The following is a 22,295-nucleotide window of genomic DNA, read 5'->3' as shown; positions in this document are numbered from 1 at the left end:
AAAAAACTGCTCCGAATTTTAACTTTCGGAGCAGTTGAAGGATTTTAATCCCTATTTCTTATTTTGTGAGTAAAATGAGAAGTTTGTGATAACTGTAAATCTCATTTTACAAAAGTTTCAATCTTATTTCTTCGATTTTAGCCTCCACATCTTCCATTTGCCATTTTGGAGTAGATGTAGCACCACATATTCCTATCGAAGACGATTTGTTAATAACACTTATATCTATATCGTCTGGTGTTGTGATAAAGTATGAATTAGGGTTGTATTTTTTGCACTCACCGAATAATACTTTTCCATTCGAACTTTTTTCGCCGGCAACAAAGAATATAATATCGTGTTTTGTTGCAAATTCTTTGATATTTGGAATACGATTCGATACCTGACGACAAATTGTGTCGAAAAATTCGAATTTGGCATCACCTATCATACGGCTCTGCATAATCTCTATAATTTCACTAAAACCATCCAGAGGTTTAGTTGTTTGTGAGAATAAACAGATGTTTTTTGAAAAATCCAGCATATCCAGATCCTCTTTTTTCTCAATCACTACAGCATTCGATTCTGTTTGCCCAAGCAATCCATTTACTTCTGCATGTCCGTTTTCCCCGTAAATAACAATTTGAGTCTCATTTCCAATTTCTTGGCTGTATTTTCCATGAATCTTCTTTTGAAGACGAAGTACTACAGGACATGACGCATCAATAATTTCTATATTGTTCTGTTTTGCTACTTCGTAAGTCGAAGGTGGTTCACCGTGAGCTCTTAATAATACTTTTGCATTTTTTAGTTGAGCAAATTCTTCATGATTAATTGTACGAAGGCCCAGTTTCTCTAAACGATCTACTTCTAAATTGTTGTGAACTATGTCTCCTAAACAATATAGAATTCCTCCTTTTGCCAGTTCTTCCTCTGCTTTTTTTATTGCATTTACAACTCCAAAGCAGAAGCCTGATTTTGCATCTATTTCTATGTTACTCATTTAACTTGTTGTTTTTTGTTTAAACTTATCTAAAAGCCACTGCATCTGTTCGTCAATGGTCATATATGAATTGTCCAGCTCTATTGCATCGTCAGCTTTCTTTAGTGGACTTTCTTTCCGTGTCTGGTCAAGATGATCTCTGTTTCTAATATTCTCAATAACTTCATCGAAAGTTATTCTTGTATCTCCTTTAGAATGAAGCTCGTCTAATCTGCGTTGAGCTCTTATTTCTGGTTTTGCTGTTACAAATATTTTCAACTCCGCATCAGGAAAAACAACTGTACCTATATCTCTTCCATCCATTACAATCCCTTTTGCTTTGCCCATCTCTTCTTGGAGAGCTACCATTGCATGTCTCACAGCAGCAATAGCACTTACTTGACTTACTTTGTTAGATACCTCCATACTTCTTATCGCGGCTTCTACATTTTGCCCGTTTAAGTATGTATCGGGGGTCCCTGTGATGCTATTTATTTTAAACTCTACCTTTATGTTATCAATCTCTTTTGATAATATTGCTTCATCTAGTTGATCATCATTAAACAAATTGTGTTCTATGCAATATAGTGTAATAGCTCTGTACATAGCACCACTATCTATATAGATATATCCAATTTGTTTTGCCAGACTTTTGGCCATAGTACTCTTTCCACACGAAGAAAAACCGTCAATTGCAATTGTTATTTTTTTCATTCATCATTGTTTATAATACAACACTCCATCAAAATAAATGTTTATCAGAATAGCTTAATAAATATTTAAGGTGCTTAATTCTAAATAATGCACAAAGATATATTTTAAATAAATATGAAGATTATAATATTTGATAGAAGAGTGTTGGCATTACAAAAAAATCCTTACTTTTGCACACTCAAATATCTCGCTCTTAAATATGATAAATCGCGTTCTTATCCGCATTAGAGTAGTTCAAATATTGTTTTCTTGTAATCAGAATGAAACCAATGATTTGAAAAAAGCTGAAAACGAACTCCTCTTCAGTCTTCAAAAATCGTATGATCTCTATTTTTACTTATTATTGTTGCTTATCGAGTTAACAGATGCCTATGAACAGAGGGTCGATGCTCGTAAAGCCAAATTGTTGCCAACCCAAGAGGATATGAGTCCTAACACAAAATTGTTGGAAAACAAGTTTATTAACCAATTACGTGTTAACAGGCAATTAAACGATTATTTGAAAGAAAGACCTTTCGATTGGACAGAGCATGATGCTTTTCTGCGTAATACTTTAGATTCGATACTAGCATCGGAAGCCTATCAAGAGTATAGTGTAAATCCATCTGATGAATATGATGTTCATCGTGAATTCTGGCGAAACATTTTCAAACACATTATTTGTGTTAATGAAGATTTATACACGCTACTTGAGGATGAAAGTTTATTCTGGAATGATGATGTTGAAATAGTGGAATCGTTTGTTATAAAGACAATTAAACGATTTGACGAAAGTAAAGGTTCTGATCAGGAATTATTACCAATGTTCAAAGACGAAACTGATAGAGAGTTTGCTGTACAGCTATTGAAAGAATCGATGCTGAATGCAAAAGAGTATCGTGAACTAATAGATCGATATACGAAAAATTGGGAATCGGAACGTATTGCAATTATGGATATGATAATAATGCAAATAGCTATATCTGAAATAATGACTTTCCCTTCAATTCCTATAAATGTTACATTGAACGAATATATTGATGTTGCTAAATCGTACAGTACAGTGAAAAGTGCATCATTCATAAACGGTATTCTCGATGCAATAGTGAAAGAATTGAAAGAGAAAAAGCGAATTTTTAAGAAATAATAATACTTATCATTGTTTTTCGATTAATTCTATTTCAAATTATTAAACTATATTTGTAGAACTGATTTTGGAATTACAATAATATAAACATAAATATCATTTTACAATTATGACTTTATTAAGTTTATTCTTACAAGCTGCAGCTGATGGAGCAGCAGAATCTCAAGGCTTTTTAGGTTTAGGAGGTTCAGGGCAGATGCTTATTATGATGGTTCTTTTGTTTGCCATTATGTACTTTTTTATGATCAGACCACAACAGAAAAAACAAAAAGCCATTCAAGAAGCTCGTAATTCGATCAAAACAGGCGACAAAGTTGTTACTGCAGGTGGTATTCATGGCAAAGTAAAAGATGTGAGTGATACATACTTTATCATCGAAATAGCGGAAGGAACAAAAATTAAAGTTGAAAAAGCTTCAGTATTTATTTCTGCTGAGGACACTCAACAAAGCAAGTGATCTAGATAAAAACAAAATCTATGGTATAGCCGTATGAGCAATACTGATGATATATTATTAGACAAAGTCAGAGCTTTTTTCAAGAGAATTCGATGGAGAAAGATTCTGACTTTTTCATTTTTCGTTTTTTTATCCTCAATTTTTTGGATGATGCAGATTTATCGTCAAAAATTTGAGGTTACATATGTTATACCCCTCAAATATGTGAATATCCCCGATAGTGTAGTCTTTGAAACTGAATTACCGACAGTGATCACTACCAGAATAAAAGACGATGGTGCTACTCTCTTTAGATATTATTTCGCTAAACGAAACGATTCTTTGGAGATAGATATCAGAAAAATGATACACGAGTCGCAATCGCAAGTAATACAGGGACGGGTATTTGAACAAACTATTCGAGGAAAATTATTTTTATCATCAGAATTGATGAGCTATTCACCTGCCCAGTTATCTTACACATACGCTGTCTTGCAACAAAAAAAATTGGCTGTAATATATGATGGCTATATAAATCTAGCTGCAGGTTATATTATAGATGGCGATTTTATTACATCTCCTGATTCGGTTATTGCCTATGGAAGTAAAGCTTCTTTAGACACTATTTCATTTGCACATACGGTAGGCGATACGATAGACAATGTTACCTCAAGTAGAAATATCGCAGTAGCAATAAAACCGATAAGAGGAATCCGATTTATACCTAATAAGGTTGAGCTATCGATACCTGTTGATGAGTTTACATCTAAAGAGATTGAAGTTCCTGTCACATGTGTTAATCTGCCGAATAACTTAAATATCAGATTTTTTCCTTCGACTGTGAAAGTTCCTTTCTTTGTCGGTTTGAAAAGACATAATGAAATTAAACCTGATGATTTTAAGGTTATTGTTGATTATGACGAAATTAAAAATTTAGAAGACCCATCATCCTCTATCCCAGTTCGTCTGATAACAAGTCCGGACTATATAAGGACAAAATTGCCTATTCCGGGTGAAGTAGAATTTGTTCTTGAAAAAGAATAATAAAATAATATCTTGTCAAAATGATTAAGGTTGGAATTACAGGTGGAATAGGAAGTGGAAAATCTATCGTAACCGAGATATTTTCTCTTTGTGGGATTCCTGTATATATAGCAGATGTAGAGAGTAAGAAGTTAACAGCTACTTCTCCTAATATAAGAGAAAAGCTGATAGAATTATTCGGAAACGATTTATACGATGGTACTACGCTAAATAAAACTTTACTTGCTTCACATATTTTTACTGACAAAAATAAATTAGAGGCAGTAAATCATATAATCCATCCTGAAGTAGAAAGAAATTTTCGCGAATGGGTTATTAATAATAAAAAATATCCAATCGTAGCTAAAGAAGCTGCTATCTTATTCGAGTCTGGTCTACAAGGACTTGTGGATAAAGTTATAATGGTATATACTCCTTTAGAGACTAGGATACAACGAACAATGGATAGGGATCATGTAAGCCGGGAGAAAGTTTTGGAGCGTATTCAAAATCAGATGCCGGACGAAAAAAAAATGAAACTTTCAGACTTTATAGTTGTTAATGATGGAACACAGTCATTAATAGAACAAGTTCTAGAAATTATTAAACAACTAAAAAATGAATAATTATGCCTTTTAAAAGTTCATACAAAGAAATATTTACAGCTAATAAAAAATGGATAGAGCGAAAATTGTCTGCAGATCCTGACTTTTTCAAACATCTTTCGCAAGAACAAAATCCTGATTATCTCTATATAGGATGCTCGGATAGCCGTGTGCATGCTAACGAAGTAATGGGCTTAGAACCTGGAGAAGTGTTTGTACATCGTAATATAGCTAATCTGGTTGTAAACAACGATCTCAATGCGTTATCTGTGATAAATTATGCAGTCGAGTATCTGAATGTAAAATATATCATTGTTTGCGGACATTACGATTGTGGTGGTATTCGAGCTGCAATGGAACCCCGCGATTTAGGGATTCTCAATCCATGGTTACGTAATGTGCGGGATGTATATCGACTGCATGAAAAAGAGTTGGATGCAATAACAGACCAACGCGAGAGATATAACAGACTGGTAGAGATCAATGTATATGAACAGTGTCTGAATGTAATTAAGACAGCTGAGGTTCAGAAGTCATATATGGAAAGTGGGTATCCACTTGTTGCGGGGTGGGTTTATGACTTACACGATGGACTATTAAAAGATTTAGAAATAGACTTCGAAAAAGAATTAAATCGCATTCGTAAGATATACGATTTAACAAAAGGTAAATAAAATGAGAAGAGTTGCAATAATAACATCTTTACTGACAATCATACTATTCGTAGGCTGTAAGCCCCCTAGAGCCGACAAACCTGCTACTCTGTCTGTGACTATTAATCCACAGAAGTATTTTCTCGATAAAATTGTTGGCGATAAATATAGTGTTAATTGTGTTGTGCCAAGTGGCTCAAATCCCGAAAGCTTCGATTTGGCTCCATCCCAATTGATGATATTGGATAAAAGTATCGCTTATTTTAAAGTAGGTTATTTGGGTATAGAAAATACATTAATAGAAAAGATTAGTCATAATAATCCGGATATGAAATTAATTGATTGTTCGATTGGTATTACGCCTATCGAAGGGAGTCATATTCATGAGCATGCAGATGGAGAACATCACGATCACGGGCATGATGGAGCAGATCCGCATATATGGAGTTCTCCGGCTACAGCAAAAATTATAGCCGACAACATGTTTAGGGCTGTTGTTGACCTAGATAAGGCTAATGAGGATTTTTATACTACAAACTATAACGAGCTAATTGCTGGAATAAACGAAACAGACAGCATATTGAGAACGTATATAGACAAAGCCCCTAGCAAAGCATTTATTATCTATCATCCTGCTCTTAGTTATTTTGCCGAAGAGTATGGTCTGACTCAGTATACAATCGAATATGAAGGTAAAAATCCTTCGCCCTCGCAATTGAAGCAGTTGATAGATACTGCAAAAGCCGAAGGTGTGAAAGTTGTATTTATTCAACAAGAATTTGATACAAAAAATGCAGAGACTGTTGCTAATGCTATTGGTGCTAAAACAGTTCCTATAAACTTGCTTTCTTATTATTGGAAAGAAGAAATGATTAAAATAGCTAAAGCTTTAGCGTCTGACAATGAATAAAGTACTCGAAATAAGGGATCTTACAGTTGGATATGATAATAATCCATTTGTTTTGAAAAATGTCAATTTGGATGTTTTTCAAAATGATTTTCTAGGTATCATTGGCCCCAACGGAGGAGGTAAGACAACACTCCTCAAAACAATACTAGGTTTAGTGAAGCCTAATAAAGGTATTATATCCTTCCCTAAAAAACATGTTGGTAGTACTAGAATAAATATAGGTTATCTACCACAAATCAATCAGATAGATAAGAAATTTCCAATATCTGTTTACGATGTAATATTGTCAGGATTGACTATGAACCGTAAATTCTTCACATCATATTCGACTCTACAAAAAGCTAGAGCGCAGGAAGTAGCAGAAAAAATGGGCTTACAGGATTTTCTTCATAAAGCTATTGGTGAACTATCGGGTGGTCAATTACAGCGGGCCTTATTAGGTAGAGCGATTGTTGATAATCCTGATTTGCTGGTGCTTGACGAACCTAACTCCTATGTAGATAAGCGTTTCGAAACAAATTTCTATAAATTATTGGAAGAGATAAACAAAGATACAGCAATTATTCTTGTTTCTCATGATGTGGGCACTGTTGTGTCGATGGTCAAAAATATAGCTTGTGTCAATGAAGGATTACATTATCATTCGGGAGCTAATATATCAACCGATTGGCTCGAAAAATCGTATAACTCCTGCCCTATCGAAATCATTGGTCATGGCGATTTTCCTCACCGTGTATTAGAAAAACATGAGGGGTGCGATTGTTGCAGTGACGAGTGATCTGTTATCTTAAATTCCAACCCCTTTCTTTCTAAATGAGCTTTACAAAATTGGCAAAAATCTTGTAGTTCATCTGTTTTATTTCCTCCTTCATAATCGTTCATTAGACATGTGCTGCTTTTTTGACAATGAGGAAGACCTTGTGTATGTCCTAATTCATGAATAACAATCTTAAAAAATTGCGATTCAATATTATTTTTTGACAATCTATAAGTAGATACAACACACGAATGCCCTGGACAATATGCTAAGCCTATTACACCCCAGTCTTTAATATTTCCTTTTTTAGTACTTATATCTTTACTGGTTAGTCCTATAACAACACTTTTAGTTGTACTTCTTTGCCATAGAAAATTTATTAGAGAATCGGCACGATATCGGTTGCGAAGAGAATAATAAGCAGAAACAGGTAATGGGATAGGTTCTAAGACAGTGATACTGGGATTAATATTTATAAGTCTCTTGTATATTGAATCAACTAATATTGGTGATAAATCATCGAAAGGCTGCATAATGATTGTTACACCCTCAGGAGGCAACACTTCTACGTGTTTCTCTTCTTTTATATTTTCATTATAACAAGCCCATAAACTTATTAATGAAAAACATATTATAAACATAAATGTTTGTCTTGCGATCACAATTATTCTATCTATCAATACTTATTCTTCCATAACTTCTTCAACCATTCCACTATCTTAGCTTCCGAAGCATTGGGCTGTGGTTTCCAGAACTGTCTGCCTTTTATTTCTTTAGGAACATAATCTTGTTCTACAAAGTTGTTCTCAAAATCGTGAGCGTACTTATAGTTTTTGCCATAATCGAGCTCTTTCATTAACTTAGTTGGCGCATTACGTAAATGTAATGGCACAGGCAGATTTCCTGTTTCATTTACAACTGCTATTGCTTCATCTATTGATAGATAAGCAGAATTACTTTTAGGTGAAGTAGCCAGATAAACAGTTGCTTCTGCCAAAACAATACGACCTTCAGGCCATCCTATTTTTTGTAAGGTGTCGAAGCAAGCATTGGCTAATAATAATGCATTTGGATTGGCTAAACCTATATCTTCGGCAGCCGAAATAACTAATCGTCGGGCAATAAACTTAGGATCTTCTCCACCGGCGACCATACGGGCTAACCAATAAATGGCTGCATCAGGATCGCTACCTCGAATTGACTTGATAAATGCAGAAATAATGTCATAATGCATTTCGCCACCTTTGTCGTAAGCAGCAGGATTTTCTTGTAAACGTTCGGTTACAATCTTATCATTAATGATGACCTTGTCGCTAAAGTCGGCCATGATAACTAAATCGAGTATATTTAATAACTTACGGGCATCACCCCCAGAAAAACGAAGTAAGGCATTAATCTCTTCTAACTCTATATTACGTTCTTTTAGAATATAATCTTCTCTGATAGCACGGTGCATAAGTTCTTCCAGATCTTCTTTCTCTAGCGATTTGAGTACATATACCTGACATCGTGACAAGAGCGGGCGTATAACTTCAAAAGATGGATTTTCCGTTGTAGCACCTATTAATGTTACAGTTCCGGTTTCTACTGCACCTAGTAACGAATCTTGTTGAGATTTGGAGAAACGATGTATTTCGTCAATAAACAAAATCGGACTGCGTGTGTCGAAAAACTGACTTTTCTTTGCTTGCTCTATGACTTCACGTACATCTTTAACTCCAGAATTTATAGCACTTAGTGTATAGAATGGTGTATCCAATGTATTGGCTATGATCTGTGCCAGCGTAGTTTTCCCTACTCCGGGAGGTCCCCACAGCAAAAATGAAGGTACCCTACCCGACTCTATCATCTTGCGAAGTACTGCACCTTCTCCTACAAGATGCTTCTGCCCGATGTATTCGTCTAAATTGCGCGGACGTAGTCGTTCTGCTAATGGTTGGCTCATATTCTAATATTATTATTCTTCAAAAATACAAAAAGTTTATGTTAATCTGCCAATGGATAAATGAACAAATATGAAATTCTTATTTTAAATAAGTTATCATGTGGATTATATTTTAGTTTATCTATTGATATAAATATAAGTAAAAAAAGTAACAGAAAATGAGAATTTAAAATAAAGTAACAGGTGTCACTTTTGTAACTTTTTGAGTTTGTCATAGATTATTGGAACCAACTGCAGTACCTAACAGTTGTTTGTTTCGATATACTTTAGAAAGCAATAAAGTTGATAATAGTTTATTCATAAAACGAAACTGTCAAATCGTCATATTTTGTCATATTTCATTTTTGGCACAGCATTTGAATAATGAAGAATGTCGGTAAAATGACAGAAATAGAATAATAACAAGTTAATATATAAAAAGAAATGGGAAAAATAATTGGAATTGACCTTGGTACAACAAACTCTTGTGTTGCTGTACTAGAAGGTAACGAACCTCTCGTTATCGCAAACAACGAAGGAAAAAGAACTACACCATCTATCGTTGCATTCATCGAAGGTGGAGAACGTAAGATAGGTGATCCTGCTAAACGTCAGGCTATAACTAATCCTGAAAAAACAGTTTCTTCTATAAAGAGACTGATGGGTGAAACTTGGGAACAAGCACAAAACGAAATCCCTCGTGTACCTTACAAAATAGTAAAAGGAGATAATAATACACCTCGTGTAGATATCGATGGTCGTCTTTATACTCCACAAGAAATATCGGCTATGATTCTTCAAAAAATGAAGAAAACTGCCGAAGATTATTTAGGGCAAGAAGTAACAGATGCAGTAATTACTGTACCTGCATACTTTAACGATGCTCAACGTCAGGCAACTAAAGAAGCCGGTGAGATTGCAGGTCTTAAAGTTCAACGTATTGTGAATGAGCCGACTGCTGCTGCTCTTGCTTATGGTCTTGACAAAGCTCATAAAGATATGAAGATTGCGGTATTCGACCTTGGTGGTGGTACATTCGATATTTCTATTCTAGAATTAGGTGATGGTGTATTCGAAGTGAAATCTACAAATGGTGATACTCATTTGGGTGGTGACGACTTCGACCAAGTAATAATTGACTGGTTGGCAGACGAATTCTTGAAAGACGAAGGTCTTGATCTACGTAAAGATCCGATGGCTCTTCAACGTTTGAAAGAAGCTGCTGAAAAAGCAAAAATAGAACTTTCAAGTTCTACTTCTACTGAGATCAATTTGCCTTATATTATGCCTGTTAATGGTATTCCAAAACATTTGGTGAAAACATTGACTCGTGCTAAATTTGAGCAATTGGCTGACAAATTGATTCGTGCTTGTATCGAACCTTGTCGTAACTCATTAAGAGATGCAGGTTATACAGCTTCTGATATTGACGAAGTAATCCTTGTTGGTGGATCGACTCGTATCCCTGCTATTCAGGCAGAGGTTGAGAAATTCTTCGGAAAGGCTCCATCTAAAGGTGTAAATCCTGACGAAGTAGTTGCCGTAGGTGCTGCTATCCAAGGTGGTGTGTTGACAGGAGAAGTAAAAGATATACTATTGCTAGATGTTACTCCGCTTTCGTTGGGTATCGAAACTATGGGTGGTGTGATGACTAAATTGATAGAGTCTAACACAACTATCCCAACAAAAAAGAGCGAAACATTCTCTACTGCTGCAGACAATCAACCATCAGTACAAATCAATGTATTGCAAGGTGAGCGTCCGATGGCAAGAGACAATAAACAAATCGGAGTGTTTAATCTTGATGGTCTGCCTTCTGCACCGCGTGGCGTTCCTCAAATTGAAGTAACATTCGATATCGATGCAAATGGTATTCTTAGTGTATCGGCTAAAGATAAAGCTACAGGAAAAGAGCAATCTATTCGTATCGAAGCTTCATCGGGATTAAGTGATGAAGAAATCAAACGTATGAAAGAAGAAGCTGCTGCTAATGCCGATTCTGATCAAAAAGAAAAAGAAAGAGTAGATAAATTGAATCAAGCGGATTCATTAATATTTCAAACTGAAAAACAATTAACAGAACTTGGAGATAAGATTCCTGCAGATAAAAAAGCACCTATTGAAGGAGCTTTGAGTAAATTGAAGGATGCACACAAATCTCAGGATATTGCAGCTATCGATACTGCGATAGAAGAATTGAACAAGCTGTTGCATGCTATGAGTGAGGAAATGTACAATGCTCAACAACAAGCAGGTGGAGCTAATCCGGGTCAAGATGCAGGGAATGCAGGAAGTCAATCGAATGATGGTGATGTAACTGATGTTGACTTCGAAGAAGTAAAATAATAAGACATTACATATTTAGGAATATAGGGTTGCCACAATTTGGTAACCCTTTGTTTTTCTGGAATAAATAAGTCAACTTTTTTGTTTTAGGCTTGTTTAGTATATAAATCAAATATAATAAAATGAAAAAAATAATCTATCTGTCATTATCACTAATACTCGTTATGGCTTCGTGTACTTCAAATAAAACAGTTAAATACACTATTGCTTCTCAAAGTGCCGATTGTGTTGGCGTTGGCCCTCAAAAGTGCATGCTAGTCAAAAAAGGAAATGCTACTGATTGGCAATACTTCTATACCAATATAGAAGGTTTCAATTATGAAGAAGGAAACGAATACGTAATAGAAGTAAAAGAAGAGAAGCTCGAGAATGTTCCGGCTGATGCGTCTTCAATTAAATATATTATGTTAAAGCAGCTTTCGAAAACACCTGCAACTTCTACTAATCTACCTGCTTCTATTGCATCTGCAAAAGGCTATCAATGGACCGGTAAAGTATTGTCATCAGATTCGGAGAATTTAGGTAGAGGCGCTGCTGCAGGAAGAATGAGAGCTACTGTTTTAGCAATTGAGGTAACCAGTTCTTCTGCACCTGAATTTAAAGAAGGTGATACCATTTACTGCGAACTTATTGCTTCGCCCAAAGTTGCACCCGTGGTTGGCAGGGAATATGCATTCAAAGCTAAACATATCCATCCGGCACATGCCAAAGGCATTTATATGCTCGAAACTGACGTTATGGATTTAGTTCAGTAAAATTAATTTCTACGAAAATAAAAGGGGCTTACTTTAAAAGTAAACCCCTTTTTATATTTAACAAATGTCGTCGTTTATCGTAACTGTGCACCCAGCTCACTTTCGAGTGTAGTCTGCATTTTCTTCATAATTGCATCAATCTGTTTGTCGTTTAATGTTTTTTCATCATCCTGAAGAACAAAATTTACGGCGTATGATTTTTTTCCTTCCGGTAGATTTTTGCCCTCATAAACATCAAACAGCGTAACATCTTTCAAAAGTTTGCGCTCTACTTTATAAGCTATTTTTTCTATATCTTCAAATAATACATTCTTATCTAGTAGTAGGGCTAAATCACGTTTTACTGACGGGAACTTAGATATATCGGAAGATATAACAGCATGTTTCTTAATTTCTTTCATCAAAGCATCCCAGTTAAGTTCAGCGAAATAGACTTCGGTATTAATATCGACAGTTTTTAAAACCTTCTTATTAACGATGCCTAGTGTACCCAGTAATTTATCTTTTCCTTTAGATTTGATGGTTACAGCAGTGCTATAAATATCACTAGAGAATTGCTTGTACTCAAGTTTTCCGTAAGCTATGCCTAAGCGTGTCAATATATTTTCAACATATGCTTTAAGTTGAAATACAGATGTTTTGTCATCTGCCGCTGCCCAACTATTGCTAACATTGTTTCCGCTAAGCCAGATACCCAAATGAAATTCTTCTGAATATTCTCTTAGTGCTTCACCTTCAACTTTTTTATCAGCATCGTAAAAATAGCAGTTTCCAAATTCATAGAACTTGATATCAGAGTTCTTACGATTGCGGTTGTAAGCAATGCTTTCCAATCCTCCGAATAGAAGTGTTTGACGCATCACATTTAAATCGATACTTAAAGGGTTGATTAAGTAAACCGAGTTTTTGATAGGAAACGAAACTGAATCAGTATAGTAAGACTCTTTGGTAAGAGAGTTATTCATTATCTCATTAAACCCACTACCGGTCAATTGTTCCGATATAATATTTTGTAAGTTATATCCTTTGTCGCTTGGCGTTTGATAAGACAAATTCGATTTAAGGTTATCCCCTATCTCAACATTATTATATCCGTAGATACGAAGGATATCTTCTATCACATCCACATCGCGCAACACATCCACACGGTATGTGGGGATTGACAATGTAAGAATGTCATCAGTTTCTTTTTCAATATATATTTCAAGACTTTTCAATATGGATTTTACAGTCTCTTTTTCTATAATTTTACCAATCAATGAATTTACTTTCTGATACGATAATTCAACAATAGGTTTAGCGATTGGACTTGTATATATATCTTGTGTATCACCTGCAATCTGTCCTCCTGCTATCTCTTGTATTAACAACGCTGTGCGTTTCAGTACGTATAGAGTATCATTCGGGTCGCAGCCACGTTCGAAACGGAAAGATGAATCAGTACTTAGACCATGGCGTCGGGCTGTTTTACGCACCCATGTAGGGTTAAAATAAGCACATTCTAAGAATACGTCAGTAGTTTCTTCTGTTACACCCGATTTTAGACCACCGAATACACCACCTATACACATGCCCTCCGTATCGTTACAGATCATCAGGTCTTTGTTGCTTAAGGTACGTACTTGTTCGTCAAGGGTTGTAAACTTACTTCCTTCGGGTAATGTTTTTACAATAACTTCACCGCCTGTGATATATTTTGCATCAAAGGCATGAAGAGGGTGCCCCAGTTCGTGAAGGACATAATTTGTAATATCTACTATATTATTTATAGGTCGTAATCCAATAACTGTTAAACGATCTTTTAACCAATCAGGGCTTTCTTTTACAGATATTCCTTTAATAGTAACCCCTGTATAACGAGGACATGCGTCGATATTTTCAACCTTTACTTTTATACCTCCGTCAGTAATATCAATTTTGAAACTGTCTATGGAAGGCTTTGTAAGGGTAGATTCCTTGCCATTTTGTTTGAGATATGCAGCCAAATCGCGTGCTACACCAAAGTGTGATGCTGCATCCACTCTGTTGGGAGTGATATCTACTTCAAGTATATAATCGCTTTTTACATTATAATAATCTTTGGCAAGAGTACCCACCTTCGCATCAGCAGGAAGAACAATGATACCCTCGTGGCTTGTACCTATTCCTATTTCGTCTTCGGCACAAATCATACCAAAAGATTCTTGACCTCTTATCTTTGATTTTTTAATAGTAAAAGATTCTTCACCCGAATATAGTTTAGTACCTACCGTTGCAACCACTACTTTTTGTCCGGCGGCTACATTGGCAGCACCACAAACAATTTGTAGAGGTTCGACTTCACCCACATTTACAGTTGTAATGTGCAAATGGTCAGAATCGGGATGATCTGTACATGTTAATACTTCTCCTATAACTAGTCCGGCAAGACCGCCTTTTACAGTTTCTACTTCATCTATACCGCCTGTTTCGAGCCCGATAGATGTTAGTGCAGCAGATGTTTCTTCTGGTGATAAATCAAATTTTAGATAATCTTTCAACCAATTGTACGAGATATTCATATAATGATGTTGTTTTAGTCAAAAAGTTTGTCAAAAATACAAAATATATCAGATGTGTGAAACTTATGCTGTGCTAAAGACATAAAAATATTATATGATAAACAATTTATCTATTCAAAAGTAAAGGGATGGATACCTTGATATCGATATCCATCCCTTCTTATGCATATAGGTTTGTCACTATTTATTTAGGAATTCCATTTGAATAATTAATACCATTGGTAGTTGCTTGTCTCAGAGCCCATGCCATTATGTTGGCAAAGAAATATGAGTTGTATCTGTTTCGCACTTGATTTACATCATATACATCATACGCCGCGATAGGCATGTTGTTACTATCCACTTGGAAAGGATAACAGCATGTTTCAGCACGAAGATAACCTGATAAGAAGCCACCATCACCAATATAGAAATAATTTAATTTTTTATCTCTAAAAGCTACAACCAATCCATTGGTTGGGCTATAAGAATATATAATGATCTGATCTAAAGGTACATTCTGTATTCCTTGAGTTAGACTAGCGTCTTCAAACCAAGTTTTTCCAGCCAGAGTACTACCGATAAGAGGTTTAGAAAAAGGACCATTTACTATTTCGTCATTTACATTTTCAATAGTACGCGGTCCTGCCCCTCCTGAATCTGTGCTAGAAGTTGCTGATGTGCCATATAATGCTCTTACTCCGGCATTACTTTTATTATTGTTATCATTTAAGTCGATAAATATACCTCCTGCTTCAAGATATGTTTTTAAGGTGGCAGATACATTATTACTCATAGCATTGTCAAAGCTTCTAATTACAATATCTGGTTTTGAAGCAAAAAGGGCATTCCACTCCGCATCACTTCGGTATTGGTAGCTTACAAAATTAAATCCTGATGTGGGCACTACAGCAGTTGAAGAACTGCCAAATGCAGCAGCGCTGCTCATTAACGAGTAAGATCTCGAATTGACAGATTTACTTGCAGGTTGATAGTTTTCAGCTCCGACCCCTACAATTCTTAATGTAGGCAATGTAACTCTCACCTCAAAAGGGCAATTGGAATTTGTTGTATTACTACTATTGGATACAAGGACGAAGTCTTTATAATTATAAGATGAAATGGTGCCAGATCCTCTAAGTGTTACTGTTTGTGTTCCACCAGTTAAGGTTATCCCTTCATCCGTGCTAAAGGTTATCTCGCTGTTTCCTTCAGAATATCCTTTTAATACAATTTTTTTGCCTACTTCACTACTAGGCGAAGTAATACTAACAGTTACAGTATTTGATGAGCTTAGAGTTTGATTGTAATTATAGCTGCCATTTATGGATATCGTACTACAATTAATAGTAAAATCAGGACCTGGCCCACATTCTAATATATTATAATTAGGAGCAGGATAAGGCTTCAGTGGGGTCCATTTTTGTCCATTCCAAACATGAAGTCCTTTGCATAGTTGAGTTTCAGCAGATGCTGTATTTTCTGCACCTACATTATAGACACATAAACCTATGTGTGATGCTTTATTATTAGCATCGTTAGCTTCCACATCAGTTTCTAAACAAGGTTTTAGCGATGAATTGCTAACAAGTGCAACGCGTGGCATACCCAGACCTTTACTTGCGGTCTGTCCGTTAATATACACTCCTTCATCTTTCAGTTGAAGTATAGCGCCCTGAGCAGGACTTTCTTTTGCACCAATAGTGATTTGTGCACTAAGATCGAGCGGAAATATTGTAGCTGCTACAATACCCAGTACTAGAAATATCTTTTTTGAATACATTTCTTGTCTTAGTTTTTTTGAAGTTTATTATCTAAATACATTTTGTGAATGTGAGTATGTTTTTATTTTTTCAATTTGATATTAGTTAAAGTTTATTTATGAATTTAACATATATATCGCCCATTAAGTTCAATTTTTAAAAAAATAATTACGTCTTTTTATTGCTGTTGAGATCTTTTTATTTTTTATAAGTATATCCTTATATTATGTTGTAATAAGATAAAGGTAATAAAAAGTTATGGACTAAGGTACAGGTTCGAAAAAAATTCTTAGTTTTGTATAAAGCTATTTACCTAAAATAAAATACTTATATGAAAGAATTTTTCGACGTCATGGAGCCTACAGAGCGCTTTTACTGGTATGTTGCTATAGGGGCAAGCATCATATTTGTTATTCAGACAATTATGACCTTTATAGGTGCGGACTCGGACTCGGGGGTAGATGCTGAGTTTGAAGGCAATTTGGATAGTGTAGACCATCCTTTCCAGCTTTTTTCGCTTCGTAATTTAATCAACTTCTTTCTCGGGTTTGGTTGGACCGGAGTTTCTCTGTATGGTGTAATCGGTAGTAATGTGTTGCTGGGTGCTATTGCTCTTGTTGTAGGGATGATATTTATTGCAATATTTTTTCTTGTAATGAAAAGCCTGATGAGATTGGCAGAAGATAATTCATTTAATATTGATGATACAATAGATAAAACAGCAGAAGTATATACTACAATTCCTGCTGGCAAATCAGGTAAAGGTAAGGTATCTATCAGTGTGAAAGGGGCAATGCACGAGTTGGAGGCAGTGACTTCGAATGAAGAAGCCCTAAGACCCGGTACTCTTGTGAAGATAACAGGTGTAAATAACAATATACTTATTGTTAGCCCAATGATTTAAATCAACAAAAACAATCATAAACAATTTAAAACTTAAACAAACATGCCAAATGAAATTATTTTAATCGCTGTAGCTGCGGTAGTCCTTTTTGTGCTAATCTCGGCTATGGTGTCAAGGTATAAACGCTGTCCATCGGACAAAATACTAGTTGTTTACGGGAAAACAGGTGGAGCCTCTGCAAAGTGTATACATGGAGGAGGTGCATTTATTATGCCTGTTATTCAAGATTTTGCCTATTTAGATTTGAAGCCTATTTCTATAGAAGCAAATCTGACGAGTGCGCTGAGTAAACAGAATATACGTGTCGATGTACCTTGTCGATTTACTATTGCCATTTCGACAGAAAAGGAAAATATGAATAATGCTGCCGAAAGATTATTAGGATTGGCTACGGCTCAAATTCAAGAATTGGCGAAAGATATATTATTTGGACAATTACGTCTTGTTATTGCAACGATGATGATTGAAGAGATCAATTCGGATCGTGATAAATTTCTAGACAATATATCTAAAAATGTTGATACAGAATTACGTAAAATTGGTTTGAAGCTGATAAACGTAAACGTTACCGATATTAATGACGAATCGGGTTATATTGATGCTCTGGGAAAAGAAGCTGCTGCAAAAGCCATTAATGAAGCGAAAATTAGTGTAGCTGAGCAAGAAAAAATAGGAGAAACTGGTAAGGCAATGGCCGATCGTGAACGTGATGTTCAAATTGCTGAAACTCATAGAGATCGCGATGTTAAGATTGCCATTACACAAAAAGATAGAGAAGTGAGTATTGCTGCTGCTGCCAGAGATGAGTCTATTGGTAAAGCAGAAGCAACCAGAGATACTCGTGTTAAGACAGCAGAAGCAAATGCTATTGCGGTGAAAGGTGAAAATGAATCTAAGATCGAAATTGCAGGTTCAGATGCTTTAAGACGTGAAAAAGAAGCAGAAGCAGCACGTGTTGCGGTTTCAGCAGAAAAAGTACAACAAGCGAAAGCTCTTGAAGAGGCTTATGTTGCCGAGCAAAAGGCAGAGCTTGCCCGTTCGGAAAGAGAGCGTTCGACTCAGATTGCGAATGTGGTAGTTCCTGCAGAGATAGAGAAACAAAAAGCTATTATCGAGGCACAAGCTCAAGCAGAGCAAATTCGTGAGAAAGCACGCGGAGAAGCAGATGCTATTTATGCTAAGATGGATGCAGAAGCTCGTGGTCTATTCGAAATATTGACTAAACAAGCTCAAGGTTATAAAGATGTGGTAGGTGCCGCAGGTGGTGATCCTGTTGCTGCTTATCAATTACTGTTAATAGAGAAACTTCCTGAGTTGGTTAAAACACAGGTGGAAGCTATTAAGAATATTAAGATTGATAAGATTACTGTATGGGATTCGGGAAATGGTGCTGATAATGGAAATACTAGTACAGCCAACTTTATGTCGGGTCTTATGAAGTCTGTTCCTCCATTGAATGATTTGTTCAACATGGCTGGATTGAATCTCCCTTCGTATCTGAAAGGTAACTCAGAAAAGAATGGCATAACTATTCCTTTAGCTCCTGCAGAAGAGGTGAAAGAAGATAAAAAGAAGGATAAATAATAGTTTATTTTAATATAGAAGCAGGGGTATCATATTGGTATCCCTGCTTTTTTATATGTGGTTTTCATCCTGTTGTTACATTGTTTAGGTACGGTGCAGTTGATAAAAAAATAAGGGTTACCTATATAGGTAACCCTTATTTTTTTATATAATTGTCTAATTACTCATTAATCAACGAGAATAGTTCTTCAGCTGCTAATCTAGGACCATCTTTAGCTTTGCCATCAATAGCAAGTGAAGTATGTATCTCTCCTATTTTAACACCTGCATCTTTCATGTCCTTGAAGTAAGAGCGTACAAGAACTTCTGTTTCAGCTTGCTCTTGAACCGGACCAAACGGATTTGCAAAATATGATTTTACAAGACCTTTTTCTGTTGTTGTTCCTTTAGCTTTACGTGCCCCATCTTCAAAAATCGGAATAGATTTTTCTAGACTATCGTATATAAGGATTTTCTTCTCAGCTTCGTTGTAATTGTTAGCATATAAGAAGTAGTCGATAGGATAGCCTCTTGAGATGATCTCGTAAGTAGAAATCGGAATAGTCACACGTGCATTTATTTGATCCATATTGGTATATACACCTCTATCCAATTGCTCAAAAGCATATGCAGGGTCAAGGTCGTCAACACGTACAAATGCACCGATTTCAGTTCCATATCCTTTTATTGAACCATCTTCTTCTTTCTTAAGATATCCCATATCATCGAAAATGATTCGCATATGGCGGATATAATTTTCGTTTAATGTACGGAATGCTTCAAGACTTTCTGATTTTCCGGCACCGCTATCACCCATAATAATGATGTTAGATTCTTTACCATTCTTAAGAACGATATTAACCATAGCACCATGAATAGGAAGACGGTTTTGCTCTATTTGTTTCACATTGTGAAGTGTTAAAAGCATTTTCTTCATATAACCGAAATAGTCGATATCGTCGCAATAATTAGCATATCCGATAAGGATGTCATTCTTTTTATCTTTATAGTAGAATGTACGTTTTTCTTCTTCTCCATCAGGATAGCCAAATACGTAAATGATATCTGGTTTTTTGCCAATATATTCACTTTCTTTAGCTAGTTCGAAAAGGTTAGCTAAACCGATTCCATGAACCATAAAGTCCTTGTGGAAATAAACGAAAGTAAGCATGCTTCCTACTTTTGCAGGAAATACAAACCAGTCATCTTCGTTAAGTACAATATTCTCTAATGGATTTTGTTGATGTTCTTGGAAGATACCATCTCGTGTATTTTTCTTAGTATAAGAGATGAACGGTGGTTGGAATACTACGGTACTAATAAAAGGTATTGATGTCAAACCTTTATATTCTATCGGGCAATTCCAGTTTACTTCGTTAAGAGTAAGTCCTGCATTTGCACCGGCTGTCATCTGGCGATAAACTCTGGTTTCATGACCATTTATCGTTTCTTGTATTCTACGGAATGTGGCAAGCAGCAGATCGTTAAACATATCGTTAGCTTGGATAAAACGAACACTTTGTAAGCCATCACCTAAGCGATTGTTTCGAACAACAGTATAGCGTTCAAGTCTTTTCCAATATGTAAATAATAGTTCTGTAAATTCGATAAATAAATCTTTATCTTCAAAGAATTTAGAATATTTATTATCTACTGCTACAACTTCATCTATGCTGAAAACTGTTAATAGTTTGAATACTTCTATAATAGAGTCAATTAAATCATCTTCCGATTTGAAGTTTTTAATATAATAATCATAGATTACTTGTTCCTCTTTCTTTAATACTTGTTTTACGAAAGATTCTATAACGCGTCTAAATCCATAACTATTTAAGAGTTTCTGTTTTGTGTCACAATATTTCAATGTAAAATTGATCATTGCTCTTCCACGTGAAAGTGTAAATTCATGTAACATAATGTAATATATCTGGTTAAATTAATATTAAGAAGAAATCTTATTCCCCAAATCTTAGCAAAGATAGCGAAATATTTTATTTTTGGAGTTATTTTGATTCGTTTTAAATAAGCCCGTTCGTTAATTTTTGTTTTAAAATATGCCATATAATCCTTATTTCAAAACTAATTCGACTGACTACTTGTTTACTCTTTATATCACAAATCTAAAACTAAATAGTTATGGCTTCAAAAATTTCTACACTACTGGGAGATCAAAGTGAATCGTTATTAAACCATGTTTGTAAGACTATAGATAAGTCGTTAATTCATGCTCCTCAATCGAATGTAATCGATGACATTTGGATTAATTCGGATCGAAACATACCGACACTTAACAGTTTGCAGCGTTTATTCGGACATGGGCGTTTGGCCGGTACCGGATACTTATCAATTTTACCTATCGATCAAGGAATAGAACACTCAGCAGGTGCTTCGTTCGCTCCTAATCCTATATATTTTGATCCTGAAAACATTGTAAAACTTGCTATTGAGGCTGATTGTAATGCAGTTGCGTCGACTTATGGGGTATTAGGTTCAGTAGCTCGTAAATATGCTCATAAAATTCCTTTTGTGGTTAAGATCAATCACAATGAGCTTCTATCCTACCCTAACTCGTATGATCAGATAATGTTTGGTACAATTAAGGATGCATGGAATATGGGAGCTGCCGCTGTTGGTGCTACGATTTATTTTGGTTCGCCTGAAAGCAGGCGCCAAATTGTAGATGTAGCTAAAGCTTTCGAATATGCTCACGAGCTAGGTATGGCAACTATTCTTTGGTGCTATTTAAGAAATAGTGGATTTAAGAAAGATGGTGTGGATTATGATTCTGCTGCAGATCTTACCGGACAAGCAAACCATCTGGGAGTAACTATAAAAGCAGATATAGTGAAACAAAAATTACCTACAAATAATGGTGGATTTACTGCAATTAACTTTGGTAAGTCTGATCCTCGTATGTATACGGAATTATCGACCAATCATCCAATCGATCTTTGTCGTTATCAGGTAGCGAATGGCTACATGGGACGTGCAGGATTGATAAACTCTGGTGGAGAATCTCATGGTTCTTCGGATCTTAAGGATGCTGTATTTACTGCTGTTGTAAATAAACGCGCGGGAGGTATGGGGTTGATCTGTGGACGTAAAGCATTTCAAAAGCCAATGAAAGACGGTATAGAACTTATTCATACTATTCAAGATGTTTATTTGGATGATAGCATAACTTTGGCATAAATAAGATTGACGAGATTTATTTAATAGAGTTTATATTTAATAGTTTATTAAAGCGTTTTTTTACATACTTTTGTGATTTAGTAATCACACATGAAATACGACAAGATTCGAAAAGCTCCAAAGCAATTGCTATCATTAACCGGT

Annotated in this window: 19 protein-coding genes; 12 read left to right on the top strand and 7 right to left on the bottom strand. The window is 35.5% G+C overall.

The window, feature by feature from the left end; genetic code table 11:
* Positions 1–106: 106 nt before the first annotated feature.
* Both G7Y57_RS12815 and cmk read right to left on the bottom strand, forming a co-directional pair.
* Positions 107–982, bottom strand: coding sequence for a 4-hydroxy-3-methylbut-2-enyl diphosphate reductase (locus G7Y57_RS12815; RefSeq protein ID WP_165024703.1), 876 nt, complete (start codon positions 980–982; stop codon positions 107–109).
* On the bottom strand, positions 983–1,675 hold the full coding sequence (cmk, locus tag G7Y57_RS12810; RefSeq protein ID WP_165024701.1) for a (d)CMP kinase: 693 nt from the start codon (positions 1,673–1,675) through the stop codon (positions 983–985).
* Between the two features lie 199 nt (positions 1,676–1,874).
* Between cmk and nusB the strand changes: the two genes are divergently transcribed.
* The 7 genes from nusB (at position 1,875) to G7Y57_RS12775 (ending at position 7,206) form a co-directional block, all read left to right on the top strand.
* A complete protein-coding gene (nusB, locus tag G7Y57_RS12805; protein WP_165024698.1) occupies positions 1,875–2,801 on the top strand; it encodes a transcription antitermination factor NusB in 927 nt (308 codons plus the stop codon).
* 109 nt (positions 2,802–2,910) lie between these two features.
* Positions 2,911–3,258 carry a preprotein translocase subunit YajC gene (gene yajC / locus G7Y57_RS12800; protein WP_165024696.1) on the top strand — a complete coding sequence of 116 codons (348 nt, stop codon included), beginning with the start codon at positions 2,911–2,913 and terminating at the stop codon, positions 3,256–3,258.
* Between the two features lie 147 nt (positions 3,259–3,405).
* Complete coding sequence (locus tag G7Y57_RS12795) at positions 3,406–4,281, top strand: YbbR-like domain-containing protein (protein ID WP_255491438.1); 876 nt, start codon at positions 3,406–3,408, stop codon at positions 4,279–4,281.
* A gap of 20 nt (positions 4,282–4,301) precedes the next feature.
* The gene (gene coaE / locus G7Y57_RS12790) at positions 4,302–4,886 is read left to right on the top strand and encodes a dephospho-CoA kinase (RefSeq protein ID WP_165024690.1); all 585 of its coding nucleotides are present in this window, start codon (positions 4,302–4,304) and stop codon (positions 4,884–4,886) included.
* A 2-nt stretch (positions 4,887–4,888) separates the two neighbouring features.
* Positions 4,889–5,539, top strand: coding sequence for a carbonic anhydrase (locus G7Y57_RS12785; protein ID WP_165024687.1), 651 nt, complete (start codon positions 4,889–4,891; stop codon positions 5,537–5,539).
* 1 nt (position 5,540) lies between these two features.
* Positions 5,541–6,428, top strand: coding sequence for a metal ABC transporter solute-binding protein, Zn/Mn family (locus G7Y57_RS12780; RefSeq protein ID WP_165024685.1), 888 nt, complete (start codon positions 5,541–5,543; stop codon positions 6,426–6,428).
* Entirely contained in the window at positions 6,421–7,206 is a 786-nt protein-coding gene (locus G7Y57_RS12775) for a metal ABC transporter ATP-binding protein (protein WP_165024682.1), read from the top strand. Before G7Y57_RS12780 ends, G7Y57_RS12775 begins: the two co-directional genes overlap by 8 nt.
* On the opposite strand, the gene G7Y57_RS12770 is transcribed toward G7Y57_RS12775, so the two are convergent.
* Together G7Y57_RS12770 and G7Y57_RS12765 are read right to left on the bottom strand one after the other, a co-directional pair.
* The gene (locus tag G7Y57_RS12770) at positions 7,155–7,826 is read right to left on the bottom strand and encodes a matrixin family metalloprotease (protein ID WP_165024680.1); all 672 of its coding nucleotides are present in this window, start codon (positions 7,824–7,826) and stop codon (positions 7,155–7,157) included. The two genes, G7Y57_RS12775 and G7Y57_RS12770, sit on opposite strands and share 52 nt — an antisense overlap.
* A gap of 35 nt (positions 7,827–7,861) precedes the next feature.
* Positions 7,862–9,130 carry a replication-associated recombination protein A gene (locus tag G7Y57_RS12765; RefSeq protein ID WP_165024678.1) on the bottom strand — a complete coding sequence of 423 codons (1,269 nt, stop codon included), beginning with the start codon at positions 9,128–9,130 and terminating at the stop codon, positions 7,862–7,864.
* 423 nt (positions 9,131–9,553) lie between these two features.
* Here G7Y57_RS12765 and dnaK point away from each other — a divergent pair, with 423 nt between their 5' ends.
* Both dnaK and G7Y57_RS12755 read left to right on the top strand, forming a co-directional pair.
* The gene (gene dnaK / locus G7Y57_RS12760; protein WP_165024675.1) at positions 9,554–11,455 is read left to right on the top strand and encodes a molecular chaperone DnaK; all 1,902 of its coding nucleotides are present in this window, start codon (positions 9,554–9,556) and stop codon (positions 11,453–11,455) included.
* A gap of 122 nt (positions 11,456–11,577) precedes the next feature.
* Complete coding sequence (locus G7Y57_RS12755; RefSeq protein ID WP_165024673.1) at positions 11,578–12,210, top strand: DUF4377 domain-containing protein; 633 nt, start codon at positions 11,578–11,580, stop codon at positions 12,208–12,210.
* Positions 12,211–12,284: 74 nt separating this feature from the next.
* Here G7Y57_RS12755 and pheT read toward each other — a convergent pair whose 3' ends face one another.
* Together pheT and G7Y57_RS12745 are read right to left on the bottom strand one after the other, a co-directional pair.
* The gene (gene pheT / locus G7Y57_RS12750; protein ID WP_165024670.1) at positions 12,285–14,750 is read right to left on the bottom strand and encodes a phenylalanine--tRNA ligase subunit beta; all 2,466 of its coding nucleotides are present in this window, start codon (positions 14,748–14,750) and stop codon (positions 12,285–12,287) included.
* A 184-nt stretch (positions 14,751–14,934) separates the two neighbouring features.
* Positions 14,935–16,512 carry a hypothetical protein gene (locus tag G7Y57_RS12745; RefSeq protein ID WP_165024667.1) on the bottom strand — a complete coding sequence of 526 codons (1,578 nt, stop codon included), beginning with the start codon at positions 16,510–16,512 and terminating at the stop codon, positions 14,935–14,937.
* A gap of 311 nt (positions 16,513–16,823) precedes the next feature.
* Here G7Y57_RS12745 and G7Y57_RS12740 point away from each other — a divergent pair, with 311 nt between their 5' ends.
* The gene (locus tag G7Y57_RS12740) at positions 16,824–17,396 is read left to right on the top strand and encodes an NfeD family protein (RefSeq protein WP_165024665.1); all 573 of its coding nucleotides are present in this window, start codon (positions 16,824–16,826) and stop codon (positions 17,394–17,396) included.
* A 42-nt stretch (positions 17,397–17,438) separates the two neighbouring features.
* A complete protein-coding gene (locus G7Y57_RS12735) occupies positions 17,439–18,980 on the top strand; it encodes a flotillin family protein (RefSeq protein ID WP_165024662.1) in 1,542 nt (513 codons plus the stop codon).
* Between the two features lie 160 nt (positions 18,981–19,140).
* Here the strand turns inward: G7Y57_RS12735 and G7Y57_RS12730 are convergent, their stop codons facing one another.
* Entirely contained in the window at positions 19,141–20,874 is a 1,734-nt protein-coding gene (locus tag G7Y57_RS12730) for a phosphoenolpyruvate carboxykinase (RefSeq protein WP_165024660.1), read from the bottom strand.
* A gap of 221 nt (positions 20,875–21,095) precedes the next feature.
* On the opposite strand from G7Y57_RS12730, the gene G7Y57_RS12725 reads away from it, so the two are divergent.
* Positions 21,096–22,151: a class I fructose-bisphosphate aldolase gene (locus G7Y57_RS12725; RefSeq protein WP_165024657.1), complete on the top strand. Its 1,056-nt coding sequence runs from the start codon at positions 21,096–21,098 to the stop codon at positions 22,149–22,151.
* The last annotated feature ends 144 nt before the right edge of the window (positions 22,152–22,295 follow it).

It is taken from the genome of Dysgonomonas sp. ZJ279 (assembly GCF_011039205.1).
Lineage (GTDB): Bacteria > Bacteroidota > Bacteroidia > Bacteroidales > Dysgonomonadaceae > Dysgonomonas.
The sequence above is the reverse complement of the archived record's forward strand: the minus strand, read 5'-3'. Positions and strand labels throughout refer to the sequence as shown.